Below are 13577 nucleotides of genomic sequence, written 5' to 3'. Positions count from 1 at the left end.
CGGCTTATATTATACATACACTGTTCTTATTTACCCATTGCTTTGTATTCGGCTAAAGGAACCTGTTCGTAGCTTACTGTTAGTTCCGAAACAACCATAGTGGTATTGCCCTGCGCCGTGGGCACCTGCGTGGTTGAGCCATTCAATGCTGAAATACATTGATCTTCGGGGGCCGTATAGGTAAAGGCCTTTTTGCCGGTAACATTATTCATGGTACCAAAGGGTCCATACACCACACCTTGCATGGTTTTTATACTAATTTGCGCCACTACGTTCCATCCAAACCAGGTGCCTGTATAACCTGAAACTTCTGTTATACAATCCCCTGCATTCAGATTAATAACGTTGTTATTACCACCATTACCTCCATGCTGCAACAGCCCCAGTTCACCGGAGTTACCATTGAAAATACCGGTGTTGGTAGCCTGCACCGCATCTAACACCTCTCCGCTGCGTATAATGAGGCTCGTGAGCAACGGATTGCCAGCCCGTGCTACAATAGCACCGTCGTTAAAAATGCTACCCGGCTGATTATATGCCAGATTGTACAACAATATTTGCTGCCCCTGTTCAAAAATGTAATTGTTTGAATTAAGCCTCCATTGGGTAATGTTGTTGTACACGTATTGTTGTCCGTTAAAGTTGAAACCAACCCTGGCGCCATTCCAGGCATCATTGGCATTCTGGTAGTTCGATTCAAACTTGGCGCCATATCCCAATAACAGCGGATTGATGCCGATATCGGTATAGTCGGATGGAAATGTAAATCCTGAGTACAGCTGTAAAGTAACCATATCAAAGCAGCTGTTTACAGTTGCTACATCCAGATTTCCGGTTTCGGCCGGACACATGGTAATATACATGTAGGTTCCGGCTGAATCAAAGGCGCTTCTTAATGCCTTAAACAAAATGCTGAACTGTTGCGGAGTGATTGCTGAAGCAAATGCGCCTTCCCAGTCGATGTCGAAGCCATTCATTTGCATGCTCTGCAGATAATTTTTTACGTTGGAAGCAAAGTTAGCAGCCTGCACAGGCCATTGTTGCTGGTCGCCCGAAAATATTTGCGACAGCGTGTTGGTATTGTAATTCAGGGTAGCCAGGATTTTAACGCCGGGGTTCTGTGCGCGTGCGTCGCGAATAGTATACTGAAGATACTGTTGGGTGGTAGAACCGTCGGGATGAACCACATTCTTGTTTCCGATCTCAATGGTAAAGTATCCTTTTCCATCGGGCACAACCGAAAAGAAGCAAACAAATAACATGTCGGTGCATGTGTATACCTGGTTATTGACCAGCGACTGGTAGCTGCTGTTGATGGAGGTGTATCCGGTTCCCTGCGGATCGTCTTCATCGAGGTATATCCATGCGTTTACGCTTTTGGTGGGAATGTTGGGAGAAGTCATGGTAAAAATGGTTTAATAGTAAAAAAGAAGGTCTTCAAATATACTTTTTACAAAAGATATAAAACCATCATTACCATTCAATAAAATAAAAAAGGGTGTTTTAACGGTGCAGGACTGAGGACAAATAGTTGCGTATATGGGTCTGTGTTAAATGTACAAAATAGATGGCCGATGTTTACTTACAAAACCGGTTTACCGGTGGCCTGATCCGGGTAAATCAGCCGGCGGTTCGTAGTCGTATGGAAGGGAGGTGGCCATTTTATTCCACCAGGCAAAAAAGCCGTCTATGAGTAAGTCATCGTTTTTAACAGCTCCGTTTTTATATACTTCAACCGGAATATGCTGCATAAGCTCAATGGTTGAAGCCGGCTTTAGCGAAACGGGGTTGGTTTGTTTTGGAGATTGTCCCGGTGGTGCAACAGCTCCGGTATAAATCAGATACTCATTGGGCGCATTGTTGCGGGTATACATTACCGACAACCGGCCATTGAAATTTAGTATTACCGTGAAGCTATCTTTAATGGAAGCAAATTCAAAAAATCGTACCGGTTCTGAGTTCATGGAGTCAACAGGCGGCCCCTGTTTCAATATTGTATGGTAATATTTCAGGCTGTCTTTGTTCAGATTTTTTTCAAAATCAGCCGTTGATGTATTGGCTGCATCTGTATTATGTTGGTACAAAGCACTCACACGGTCCCATTCGAACCGGTTGGCGGTGACCAGCCGGTGTATTTCGAAACCCTGTTTTTCATAACTGCTGTCGAACAGTGAACGGAAAAAATGCATGGGTGAGCCTGCATAAACAGATAATCTGTTTTTCTCCCATTTCTTCAGCATGCCGGGGCTTTCAGCCTGTAGTTGCTGATAAAAGGTATGTATTTCATAAAACAGGTATTTCTTATTGAAATCATAACTGAATTGTTCCAGGTCAACACGAATGGAAAAGCCAAGGGATTGGTTTTCCAGTAGCAGTGGTTCGCTGGCATACACGTGTAAGGTATTGGAAGCCCGGGAGTATACGAACCGCAGCACATCTTTATTCAGCAGGTCACAATGCCGGACATAAGACGAGGTGCCGATAAAAAGATCAGTGAACAATTGCCCCCACTTTCTCCAGCCATTTTTGCTGCCGGCCGTTACCACTACTTCCTGTAATAATGTCTTTTTTTCATCGAGGGAAATAACCAATGATAATGCTGAACTGCCCGCTGCAATATTTTCAACATGCGTTTGAAACCCTACATGGCTCACCACGAGTTTTTGCGCACCTTTACCGCCCGCCGGAACAATGAGTGTAAAGGCGCCGGAATTGTCGGTAACAGTTCCTGCAGATGTATTTTCAAAGTATACACTGGCGCCCGGAATTGGTTTTGAGTCAGATTGCCGGGTAACAATTCCCTTTACCTGTAGCTGACCGTTTGCAATCAACATGAAGCCAGCCAGCAACATGAAAAGAAAGCTGAATTTCAACGGATGGTATTTTGACGAAAATATAAGTCATTTTCCGGCACTTTCACAAAACCACACTTCAGATATGTATTAAACACAATCGTCACCACTCGTTAAAATTTCAACGTCAAACTCCCCGTAAACAGGGCCGGCGCCTGTGGTGTCAATCTTACCGACCAGGCTTTTTCGCTGGTAAGATTGTCTACTTTAAAGCCTACCCTGAATTTCGGCTGGTCGTAAAAAACAGCCGCATCCAACAGGATGTAAGCAGGAATGATCACTTTTGCTGTTTGTGTATTTGTTTGGTATGAATCGCTACCGGCATTGCCGCCAAAACCTGCACCCAGGCCCTGTAATTTTCCTTTCGGAAAACGGTAACTGATCCAGCAATTGAACATGTTGTCGGGGCCCGATAAAGCCGGACGCAAACCCTGCACCGTAGAATCAGCCCTGATATATTTGCTGTCGTTATAAGCATATCCGGCCACCAGGTTCAAACCGGGAAATGGATTGGCGTTGATGTCAACCTCTACCCCTCTGCTTCGCTGCGTTCCATCCTGTATTGAATAATTGATATCGGCCGGGTCGGTGCGCAGCACATTTTCAACCTTAATATTGTAGTAACTAACGGTTCCAACCAACCGGTGAACCAGCACATCGCCTTTAATACCAAATTCAAGCTGATTGGCATGTTCGGGTTTAAATGTACTTCCATCACGGGCCGTTCCGCTTCTGTTGAAAAACCCGTTCATATAATTACCGAATAATGAAATGCGGTCTTTAACCACCTGATATACCAGGCCCAGTTTGTGTGATAAAGCAGTTTGGCCATAAGGCCCCGCCTGTGCGCCGCTGGCGCCCAATCCACCCGATGTTGTACCGGTAGTAATATTATACACTCCTTTGTACTGGTACCGGTCAACCCGCAAACTTAACATGGCCATTAACCGTTCGGTAATATTAAATACGTCTGAGGCATAGGCTGCATAGGTATTGTCTCCGCTGGTTTCTTTTCGAAGCGTACCTGTACTGGTCAGTGAATCTACTTTAAAGCGGCTTACCCGGTAATTATCTGGCGTGTTGATGAAATTAACGGTAGTAGTGTTTACCGTAACCCGGTCAAAATCGCTGTAATTATTGTAATAATCCAGTCCTGCCACCAGGCGGTTGCGAAAAGCGCCCAGCATAAAATCTCCAATAAAATTCTGTTGTATATCGGTAGCGATGAAATTGGTATAGCCGGCTATCACCTGCGGACGAAGCGTTGAATCGGTACGGCCGTTCAGTGCAGTGATATAACCATTGATCGTAGACCGGGCTCTTGAAACAATTGTTTGAGAAGTCCATTTGTCTGAAATCTTATAATTCATCTGGGCAAAGATGTTCAGCATTTGGGTTTGATAAGTAAGGTCATTGCTCAAAAAAGTACGTTTGTAAGGGAACTGCATATCGGCAATAGATTGCGTTTTGTTACTGCCGGTATAAGGATTAAAACGCACTACAGAAGTTCCTTTTGCCTGTCCGAACTCAACATCCAATAACAATGAAAGCCGGTCGTTGATCTGATACGAAAAAGAAGGCGCCAGGCTTATGTTATTGGTAAAGCCCATATCCTGAAAGCTTTTTTCAAATGTGGTGGCCGCATTTAAACGAATCAGCGCTGTTTTATCGGCATTTACAGGTGTATTTATATCCAGGGCAAGCCGGTTATAATTCCAGCTTCCTCCGAAATAAGATATTTCACCGCCAAAGCCATTCCAGGGCTTTTTGGTTACGCGATTGTACAATCCGCCGTAACTGCTCGATATGTTGGTGCCGAATAAAGTGGTTGAGGGTCCTTTGATCACTTCAATGCGCTCGAGGTTAGCCACATCGATCGATGAAAAAGCAGCGCCCGCTACGCCATTCCTTGCATTGGGTTCTGTTTCAAATCCGCGTGAACGAAAAGTAACACGTCCCTGGTTGGCCAGCATGGGAATCCCTGCACCCGGCACCGCTTTCGAAATGCTTCCCAAATCAAGCGCCATCTGCTCTTTAAACAATTCTTTTGTAACTGTATTGTATACCTGTGGGTTTTCGAGATTTTTCAGGGGCAGGCGGGCAATATAAACGCTTTCTCTTTTTGTGAATCTGTTGATGTTTCCTGAAACGGTCACTTCCTGTAATGCCGGGATGTTCTCTTTCGTTAATTTAAAATCAACCTGTGCTGTATCGCCGGCTTTCACTTCTACCGGAATATCTGTTTCTTTCAAACCACGCATTTGTATGCGAACAGTATACCTGCCGGGCGTTACGCCGGTAAATACATATACTCCTTTTGTATCGGTAAGGGTGTTTTTATTGATCTCTTTTAACGACACCGGAACCATCTCGATCGGCTCGTCATCAACCGAAATGATACGGCCGGTAACAACACCGGTATTGCTTTGTGCAAAACCGGTTGTAAAAACACAACAAGCTGCCAGAATAAACAGCATTAAACCTTTAATCATATAATAGAAATTTCCAAACCTTAAAAAAAAGATGATGACAAGCAGCGTTATAAAGAGAGGCGTTATTTGCGCGCACAAAATTGCATAACAGGAATGATACCCTTTATTTCAACCGGGAGAAATGTTTACGCAATCGGGAATAAAATCTTACAAAATAATCATATCGCGGTAAGTCGGGGGTCAGTGAGCGAGTTTGTACGAAAAAGTTTTTTGGTAACGGCTGCCATTCTATAAAAGATTTTTCCCATTTATGACAGCGAAAAAAGATTCCCTGTAAGTATCTCCGATGGGAATAATATTGTTTTTAATAAATACTCTGTTGCGTTCAATACAATCAATCTTATCTAAAGCAACAATAAACGATTTATGGGTTCTCAAAAACCGGGCAGGTGGCAATGCTTCTTCCATTTTTTTCATGCTTTGTAACGTAATGATCTTTTTTTCCGGCGTGTGAATAGCAATATATTCCTTTAACCCCTCTATATATTGAATTTCGGAGAGAAATATCTTAATGATTTTATGCTCAACCTTTACAAATAATGTACTGTCGGCTATTTCCCCGGAAGGTGCTTTAGTTTTTTGCGCCACATCTGTTTCAGACAAAGGTTTCATTTTACCGACTGCTTTCAGAAAACGTTCAAATGAGATGGGTTTTAATAAATAATCCAATACATCCAGTTCATATCCCTTCAAAGCATAGTTAGGATAGGCTGTTGTAAAAATCACTTTGCATTTTCCATTTATCAGTTCCATAAATTGTACACCGTTCAGTTCCGGCATCTGGATATCGAGAAAGATCAGATCAACCTGATTCTGTTGAATGGCAGTTAATGCATCCAGCGGATTCGAATAAGTACCTGCCAATTGAAGGGAAGGTGTTTTCTTTATATAATCAGAAAGCAGCACCAATGGCAACGGCTCATCATCTATAATAATGCATTGAAAAGCTGGCATATTAATCGAATTGTATGGTTAAGTGGGTACTGTAATAAATTTCATCTGATTTAATTGTTAAACGGTGCCTGCCGGGATATATCAGCTCCATTCTTCTTTTCATATTTGCCAGGCCGATACCCCCCTCTTTATCCTTCAACACCTTATTGATCCTGTTACGGCAGTATAACGACAGTTGCTTTTCGTTCAGTTCAAGATGCATTACGGCTGGATCTTTGTCATCATTAAGTACCGCATGTTTGAAGATATTTTCAGCAAAATTAACCAGTAACAGAGGCGCTATCCGGCAATTATCGGCTTCGCCGGTCACCAAAAAATTAAACGACATTGGTCCATGCATCCTCAACTGTTGCAGGGCAATTAATTGTTCTATATAATAAATTTCTTTTAACACCGGTACTCTTTCATCATTGCTTTCATAAAGCATATAGTGCATCATTTCCGACAACTTCATTATGGCATCAGGCGTTTGGGGCGACTGCTGCCAGGCCAGTATATATATGTTGTTAAGTGTGTTAAACAAAAAATGTGGATTAGTTTGAGATTTTAAAAAGGCAAGCTCTATCTTCAGGTTGCTTTTCTCCATTTCAAGCTTTACACGCTCATTCCTGAACCAATCAAAGGCAAACCGGTACGAAAAGCTCAGGAAATATAAAACACCCAGGTAGGAACAACTGGTGAAAAACCAGTCACCGATTTTAAAAGCAATACTTCCTTTCTGGTACATGCCGAAGGCCCTGTTTATAAGAAGAATAATCGTGGTATAAATAACAATCAGGCCCAGCCATTTCAATAAAAGAGGAAATAGCTTTCGCTTCATTACCCAGGAAGGTAAAATCAAAAACAGGTTTACATAAAAAGCACTGATGTAAAAGAGGTAAGCTGTTATCCAATACAAAACCGAATTGCCTGCTCCATGGCGGAACATAGAAGGAATCACTATACCTGGCGGTACAAGCCAAAACGCAGTATGCCATAGCGCCAGCTTTTTTGTATTCATACCCTGAAGTTAATAAGTGCCTGCCTCCCAAAAAAATCCTATCTGCGTCTAATTATCCTGCACAGGATTCGTTTGCCCGGTAGCGCTGTTGGTAGATTCGTTTAGCCAGTACGTTGAATTATATATTTTATGTGGTTTGTTATTAACAGTTTTGTATGGTTAATAAAATCATTGGCATGAATAACCCAATCGTTCAGGTTGAAAATTTATCATATCATTTTGGCAAACAACAGGTGCTGAATAACATTTCGCTGTTCATACCAAATGGGAGTATTTACGGGTTTCTGGGCCCGAATGGAGCAGGCAAAACCACTACCCTTCGGTTAATCCTTGGGTTATTGAAAAAGCAAACCGGTGTTATACGTGTTTTTGGAAATGATTTTAAGAACCACAGGATCAGCATTCTTAAAAATATTGGCTCCCTGATTGAACAACCCTCAATATACCTGCATCTTACTGCCCGTGAGAACCTTGAAATATACCGGCCTTTTTACAACTGCAGGCTAAACAGCATTAATGAAGTATTGGAAATGGTTGGCCTGAGCGGAACAGACGATAAGAAAGCAAAAAATTATTCGCTGGGTATGAAGCAAAGGCTGGCCATTGCCATTGCCCTGTTACATAATCCTGAATTATTAATATTGGATGAACCTTCGAATGGCCTTGATCCCGGTGGCATCATCGAAATGAGAAACCTGCTGCTGCATTTAAACCGCGAATGCGGTAAAACCATTCTGGTATCAAGTCATTTATTAGCTGAAGTGGAGAAAATAGCTACCGATGTTGGAATTATTCACAAAGGAAAATTGCTGTTCCAGGGCACATTACCACAATTGCAACAAATGCAATTTGATCAAACTGTCATTGAAATTGAAACAGATGATCCTGAAAAAGCAAAGGCGGCACTAACGCAGTTATTTCCGGTCACATCTGCCGGTAGCAATACATTACAGGTAACATGCAATAAAAAAGAGCAGGTAGCTATAGTGAATGAGGTATTGGTAAAGTACGGCATTCGGGTGTATAATCTGAAAGTAATTCAAAAAGACCTGGAAACATTATTTATTCAAATGATACAGCATACCTTATGAAGCATTCTTTTTTATTGGGTATAAAGACAGAATGGTTAAAATACAAACACACTTCCCTCTTCTGGCTAACCTTGCTGGCAGCGTCTTTGATACCGGCTACGAAATTCATTGCATGCGTGATAAGCGATGATTTATATAGCATCATGAAAATCCGGGACCAATGGCATTTTTTTCTGATGATTAACTGGAGAGACACGGCAGCCGCAACCCTGCCTATGTATGTTATTTTGCTTAATAATTCAATAGCCCAAACCGAATACCGGAACAATACATGGAAACAGGTATATGCATTGCCCAGGTCCCAGGCTGATATATACTTTTCTAAATTTGTATTGGTTCAGGCAATGATCATTTTGTTTTTTATATGCTTTTACTTTTTTTATCTGGTTGCAGGCATGCTGGTATTCCTGGTGAGAGGAGTGCATGGTTTTTCCCGGTTTACTTTACCATGGAAAGAGATGCTGATTATTTCCAATAGGGTTTATACCGGCATATTAATGGTCAGCGCCATTCAATATTGGCTAAGTGTACGGTTCAGAAAATTTATGATACCGGTAGGAACCGGATTTGGGCTATTGATCGGGAGTGTTTTAATAGGAGGATGGGGTAAGTCTTTTTACTCCCCTTACCTTCTTCCATTATTGATGTTCTTTATAGATCATTCCCCACAGCATTATTCATTAAGTTTATTATATATTATTTCAACCGGAGGTTTTCTATTGGCGCTGTTGCCGGGTTTCCTGAATATATATTTTCGGAATGAAAAAGGCTAACAAATGCCATATAATGGTATCACGTCCCACTCAAACATTTCCTTTTTCTTAGTACGTTTGCAAACATCAATGATACCATCGAAAACCGCTCTCCGCCCTTTACTATTTGTGGGTACTGCTTCTGATGTTGGCAAAAGCATCATCACGGCAGGCTTCTGCAGAATATTAAAGCAGGATGGCTACAACCCTGCTCCTTTTAAAGGACAAAACATGTCGCTGAACAGCTATGCTACGCCGGAAGGTTTTGAAATCGGCCGCGCACAGGCTGTACAGGCCGAAGCGGCCGGTGTTCCCTGTCATACCGATATGAACCCGGTGCTGCTAAAGCCTGTGAATGATAAAAGCTCACAGGTTGTTTTAAATGGCAAGCCCATTGGCACGCAATCGGCATGGGAATATTTCATGGCCAATGATCGCCAGGAATTGTTTTCAGAAGTAACAAACGCGTTCGACAGATTAGCCGCCCGGTATGCACCTATTGTTATGGAAGGCGCCGGCAGCATATCTGAACTAAATCTTAAACAGCGCGACATTACCAATATGCGCATGGCCATACATGCCAATGCCGCCACCTACCTTATTGGTGATATCGATCGCGGCGGCATCTTTGCCAGCTTATATGGCACCATGGCCTTGCTTACACCACCCGAAAAACAATGTATCAAAGGAATTATCATCAATAAATTCAGGGGCGACAGCCGGCTGTTCGATGATGGCAGAAAGATGATCGAAGATCTATGTGGCGTGCCGGTACTTGGCGTACTGCCTTATTTTAAAGACATCTTTATTGAGGAAGAAGACTCTCGGTGCCATTATCACTTAAACAACGCGAATCGGTAAATGATAAAATTAATGTTGCCGTTATTCTGTTACGACGCATGTCGAACTTTACCGACTTCGACCGGCTGGAAAAAGATCCGCGTGTAAATTTGTTTTACACAGTTGACCCTGCTGAAATAGCAAAAAGCAACATCATTATTATTCCCGGAAGCAAGAACACGATAGAAGATCTGATCGCTATTAAAAACAATGGTGTTGCGAGAGCTGTTATAGAAGCACATAAAAAAGGAAAAACGGTTGTTGGCATTTGTGGCGGCTACCAGATGATGGGCGAAACTATTGAAGACCCTTATGAGGTAGAGAGCAAAGCAGGAAAAGTGGCAGCACTAGGTCTGCTTCCGGTGCATACGGTTTTAGGGAAGGAAAAAACAACCCTGCAACGCAGTTTTACGTACAGGCAGTATTCAGAACAATGCACAGGTTACGAAATACACATGGGACAAACTGTGGTAACCGGTACGGAAGTTGAACCGTTAATAACTTTTTCTGATGGCAGCACCGATGGCTGTTACTTAAACAATACATGCTGGGGAACTTATATGCATGGCATTCTCGATAACGATGCAGTGGTAAATGATCTGCTATCGACCTGTTCAAACACTGCAGCCATATCATTCGACTACCGGCAATACAAGGAAGCGCAGTACGACAAACTGGCGATGCTGATCAGGGAGCATGTTGACATTAACCAGGTGTACCAAAACATGAAATCATAATTTGTATGCTGCAGGGACACGGAGATGATGCGTACCGTTATAATCAGAAAATAATAGCCGATTTCAGTACCAATGTATGGTACGGAGGCGAGCCTGCCGGATTAAAAGAACATATTTTTAAACACTGGCATGTGCTTAATAAATATCCCGAAGTGCAGGCAGAAAGTCTTGCTTTGAAAATAAGTGAGCATCACCGGCTGCCGCCTTCCAATATTCTTATCACCAATGGTACTGCTGAAAGTATTTATCTCATTGCGCAGGCATTTGCCGGCGAAAGAACAACCATCACCATCCCAGCTTTTGCGGAATATGAGGATGCCTGCAGCATGCACCGCCACCAGGTACAATTTGTAAACGAGGATGGCATACAGGCGCATATGCCGGTGGAAAAGGGTTTGTTTTTTATCTGCAATCCCAACAATCCAACCGGACATGTTTTTCCGCAGCTCGAAGCACTCATAAAGGCCAATCCCGAAACATTGTTTATAATAGATGAAGCCTTTATTGAATTTACAGTTAACGCTACTTCCCTTATTTCCCTGATCGATACCTGCGACAATGTTATCATCCTTCGATCGCTTACCAAGGCTTTTGCCATTCCCGGATTACGGCTTGGCTATATAGCTGCGCATGCCCGGTTGATCAATAAACTATTGCTGTGCAAAATGCCCTGGTCGGTCAATGCGTTTGCCATAGCGGCGGGTCATTTTATCTTTGATAATTATTCAGGCAACCAGCTTCCCTTAGCGCAGTTGTTTAGCGATAAAGAACAATTTGTTCAGCAATTACAACAACAGTCATTTACTATCAACAACAGTCATACCCATTATTTTCTGGCCCGGATGCCATTCGGAACAGCGCAGCAGTTGAAAGAATATCTGATGACCCATCACGGGTTACTGATACGGGATGCATCGAACTTCAGGGGATTGAGCAAACAACATATACGCATTGCTACCCTAACAAAAGAAAAAAATGAATTATTAACAGATGCATTAAACGAATGGATAAAACATTGCTCCTGATATTACCGCTGCTTGCAGGCTATCTTCTCGACCTGTTGTTGGGCGATCCTGAACAACTCCCCCACCCCATCAGGTTGTTTGGCACTACCATTGGTAAAGGTGAAAAGCTGTTGAACAAAGAGAACTACCGGTTTTGGAATGGAGCACTGCTTACGATTACTTTATGTGCCGCCACATTTTTTTTCTTTCAATATTCATCATTGTTGCTGCTGAACCTGCACCCGGTTTTATACCTGATTTTTAGTGCTGTTTTTGTATACTATGGACTGGCCAATAAAACCCTCATCGAAGAGGGTAAAAAAGTTTTTCATGCACTGGATGCCCAGGGGATTGAAGCGGGACGCAAACAATTGAGCCGCATTGTAGGAAGGGATACTGCTGCGCTTACACCCCGGCAAATACGCATAGCCGTGCTGGAAACCATGTCGGAAAATTTAAGCGACGGCATCATTGCTCCCTTGTTTTATTATGCTATAGCCGGAGTGCCCGGTATGATGACCTATAAAATGATCAATACGCTTGACTCGATGATCGGTTATCGCAATGAACGGTTTGAACTGTTTGGAAAATTTGCTGCACGGCTCGATGATGTAGTGAATTTTATTCCAGCCCGTATCACCGCCCTGCTGATGGTGCTGGTAAGCGGCAGCCGGCGCGGCTTTTTGTTTATTTTTCAATATGGCAACCAGCATAAAAGTCCCAATTCAGGTTATCCCGAAGCGGCGCTGGCAGGCATTATGGATACACGCTTTGGCGGACCCAACATATATCACGGCAAGCGGGTTGAAAAGCCTTATATCGGAACAAACGACAGAACGGTGATGCATCATGAAATTGCGCGGGTAAGCAGTATCAATCATAAAGTTTGTTTATTTGCCGTTCTGATCATTTCCCTGATTATTTACTTAATATATACATAAAGCGCCATTGCACATCACCGAAAAATATATCATCACAGGCGGACCCGGAGCCGGCAAAACAAGTTTGTTGCAGGCATTGAAAAGTGCAGGTTATCATTGTTCAGAAGAAGCATCACGCCGGTTAATTGCAGAAGAAGTGGCCAAAGGCTCTGATTGCCTTCCATGGATCAATCTATCAGGTTTTGCCGGAAAGGTGCTGGAACGAATGACAAATTTATATTTGCAAACGGCTCCCTGTACGGGTGCAACTTTTTTCGACCGGGGCATCCCCGATATTATTGCTTACCTGAAAGCAGCCGCACTTGCTGTTGATGATCGTTATTACTCTGCCTTACAGCAGCATCCTTACCATCAGACCGTTTTTATTTTACCACCCTGGAAGGGCATCTATGTAAATGATGCCGAGCGATGGCAAACATTTGACGAAGCTGTTCAGTTGTATACTTCTATCAGAGAAACCTATGAGGCATTAGGTTTTACGCTGATAGAGGTGCAGCCTGCAAACGTTGAAAACAGGATGAACTTTGTAGTTGAAACAATTACACAGACCTTTAGTCCCGCTTCGCGGGACACATTTTTAGCTAAGAGGTTATAAGAGTAGAAAGAGATAATTCTCTTAGCGCTGCTGCATTTAGGGCGCTGGCGCCCTCTTAAGTAGTAAAAAGAGAAAATCACATATCCCCAAAATAATTCCTACTTTCGCCGGCAAAGGTAGCCGCATTTGCTGCTTTAAAAGGGAATCCGGTGTAAGTCCGGAACAGTCTCCGCTGCTGTAACCTCTTAATAAAGAACCGGCCATTCAACTCCACTGTCCGCCAACTGACGGATGGGAAGGAAGCCAGGGTTTGAGGAAGTCAGAAGACCTGCCTTGATAATAAAATTCACTCACCGCTTTCGGAAGAAAGGCAAAGAGC

The 13577-nt window shown here is 42.9% G+C and carries 12 protein-coding genes and 1 riboswitch; of the genes, 7 read left to right on the top strand and 5 right to left on the bottom strand.

All coding sequences use genetic code 11. From position 1 onward, the window contains the following. Positions 1-26 precede the first annotated feature (26 nt). The 5 genes from AC59IL_RS29540 to AC59IL_RS29520 form a co-directional block, all read right to left on the bottom strand. Positions 27-1403: a jacalin-like lectin gene (locus tag AC59IL_RS29540; protein ID WP_496555840.1), complete on the bottom strand. Its 1377-nt coding sequence runs from the start codon at positions 1401-1403 to the stop codon at positions 27-29. A 192-nt stretch (positions 1404-1595) separates the two neighbouring features. Beyond that, positions 1596-2873 (bottom strand): carboxypeptidase-like regulatory domain-containing protein, encoded by a 1278-nt coding sequence (locus AC59IL_RS29535; RefSeq protein ID WP_496555839.1) that lies wholly within the window; start codon positions 2871-2873, stop codon positions 1596-1598. Positions 2874-2965: 92 nt separating this feature from the next. Further along, positions 2966-5344 (bottom strand): TonB-dependent receptor domain-containing protein, encoded by a 2379-nt coding sequence (locus AC59IL_RS29530; protein WP_496555838.1) that lies wholly within the window; start codon positions 5342-5344, stop codon positions 2966-2968. A 228-nt stretch (positions 5345-5572) separates the two neighbouring features. Then, positions 5573-6298, bottom strand: coding sequence for a LytR/AlgR family response regulator transcription factor (locus AC59IL_RS29525; protein ID WP_496555837.1), 726 nt, complete (start codon positions 6296-6298; stop codon positions 5573-5575). Between the two features lies 1 nt (position 6299). Then, positions 6300-7298, bottom strand: a complete 999-nt coding sequence (locus AC59IL_RS29520; protein WP_496555836.1) for a sensor histidine kinase — start codon at positions 7296-7298, stop codon at positions 6300-6302. A gap of 176 nt (positions 7299-7474) precedes the next feature. Here AC59IL_RS29520 and AC59IL_RS29515 point away from each other — a divergent pair, with 176 nt between their 5' ends. The 7 genes from AC59IL_RS29515 (at position 7475) to AC59IL_RS29485 (ending at position 13258) form a co-directional block, all read left to right on the top strand. After that, on the top strand, positions 7475-8389 hold the full coding sequence (locus AC59IL_RS29515) for an ABC transporter ATP-binding protein (RefSeq protein WP_496555835.1): 915 nt from the start codon (positions 7475-7477) through the stop codon (positions 8387-8389). Further along, on the top strand, positions 8386-9162 hold the full coding sequence (locus AC59IL_RS29510) for an ABC transporter permease (RefSeq protein WP_496555834.1): 777 nt from the start codon (positions 8386-8388) through the stop codon (positions 9160-9162). Before AC59IL_RS29515 ends, AC59IL_RS29510 begins: the two co-directional genes overlap by 4 nt. A gap of 69 nt (positions 9163-9231) precedes the next feature. After that, positions 9232-10002, top strand: coding sequence for a cobyric acid synthase (locus tag AC59IL_RS29505; RefSeq protein ID WP_496555833.1), 771 nt, complete (start codon positions 9232-9234; stop codon positions 10000-10002). Further along, on the top strand, positions 9969-10718 hold the full coding sequence (locus AC59IL_RS29500) for a cobyric acid synthase (RefSeq protein WP_496555832.1): 750 nt from the start codon (positions 9969-9971) through the stop codon (positions 10716-10718). Before AC59IL_RS29505 ends, AC59IL_RS29500 begins: the two co-directional genes overlap by 34 nt. Positions 10719-10723: 5 nt before the next feature. After that, positions 10724-11743 (top strand): pyridoxal phosphate-dependent aminotransferase, encoded by a 1020-nt coding sequence (locus tag AC59IL_RS29495; RefSeq protein WP_496555831.1) that lies wholly within the window; start codon positions 10724-10726, stop codon positions 11741-11743. Further along, positions 11722-12663 carry an adenosylcobinamide-phosphate synthase CbiB gene (gene cbiB / locus AC59IL_RS29490; RefSeq protein ID WP_496555830.1) on the top strand — a complete coding sequence of 314 codons (942 nt, stop codon included), beginning with the start codon at positions 11722-11724 and terminating at the stop codon, positions 12661-12663. The genes AC59IL_RS29495 and cbiB overlap by 22 nt, the downstream gene beginning before the upstream one ends. A 7-nt stretch (positions 12664-12670) precedes the next feature. Further along, positions 12671-13258: an AAA family ATPase gene (locus tag AC59IL_RS29485; protein WP_496555829.1), complete on the top strand. Its 588-nt coding sequence runs from the start codon at positions 12671-12673 to the stop codon at positions 13256-13258. 97 nt (positions 13259-13355) lie between these two features. Beyond that, positions 13356-13548: riboswitch (cobalamin riboswitch) on the top strand. Positions 13549-13577: the final 29 nt, after the last annotated feature.

This window comes from Niastella sp. sgz303648, from assembly GCF_059587045.1.
The sequence above is the reverse complement of the archived record's forward strand: the minus strand, read 5'-3'. Positions and strand labels throughout refer to the sequence as shown.

What these genes read in the sequence shown, in the direction of transcription:
- AC59IL_RS29540 (WP_496555840.1), bottom strand. Translation starts at nt 1,403, where the DNA reads ATGACTTCTCCCAACATTCCCACCAAAAGCGTAAACGCATGGATATAC.
- AC59IL_RS29530 (WP_496555838.1), bottom strand. Translation starts at nt 5,344, where the DNA reads ATGATTAAAGGTTTAATGCTGTTTATTCTGGCAGCTTGTTGTGTTTTT.
- AC59IL_RS29525 (WP_496555837.1), bottom strand. Translation starts at nt 6,298, where the DNA reads ATGCCAGCTTTTCAATGCATTATTATAGATGATGAGCCGTTGCCATTG.
- AC59IL_RS29520 (WP_496555836.1), bottom strand. Translation starts at nt 7,298, where the DNA reads ATGAATACAAAAAAGCTGGCGCTATGGCATACTGCGTTTTGGCTTGTA.
- AC59IL_RS29515 (WP_496555835.1), top strand. Translation starts at nt 7,475, where the DNA reads ATGAATAACCCAATCGTTCAGGTTGAAAATTTATCATATCATTTTGGC.
- AC59IL_RS29510 (WP_496555834.1), top strand. Translation starts at nt 8,386, where the DNA reads ATGAAGCATTCTTTTTTATTGGGTATAAAGACAGAATGGTTAAAATAC.
- AC59IL_RS29505 (WP_496555833.1), top strand. Translation starts at nt 9,232, where the DNA reads ATGATACCATCGAAAACCGCTCTCCGCCCTTTACTATTTGTGGGTACT.
- AC59IL_RS29495 (WP_496555831.1), top strand. Translation starts at nt 10,724, where the DNA reads ATGCTGCAGGGACACGGAGATGATGCGTACCGTTATAATCAGAAAATA.
- cbiB (WP_496555830.1), top strand. Translation starts at nt 11,722, where the DNA reads ATGGATAAAACATTGCTCCTGATATTACCGCTGCTTGCAGGCTATCTT.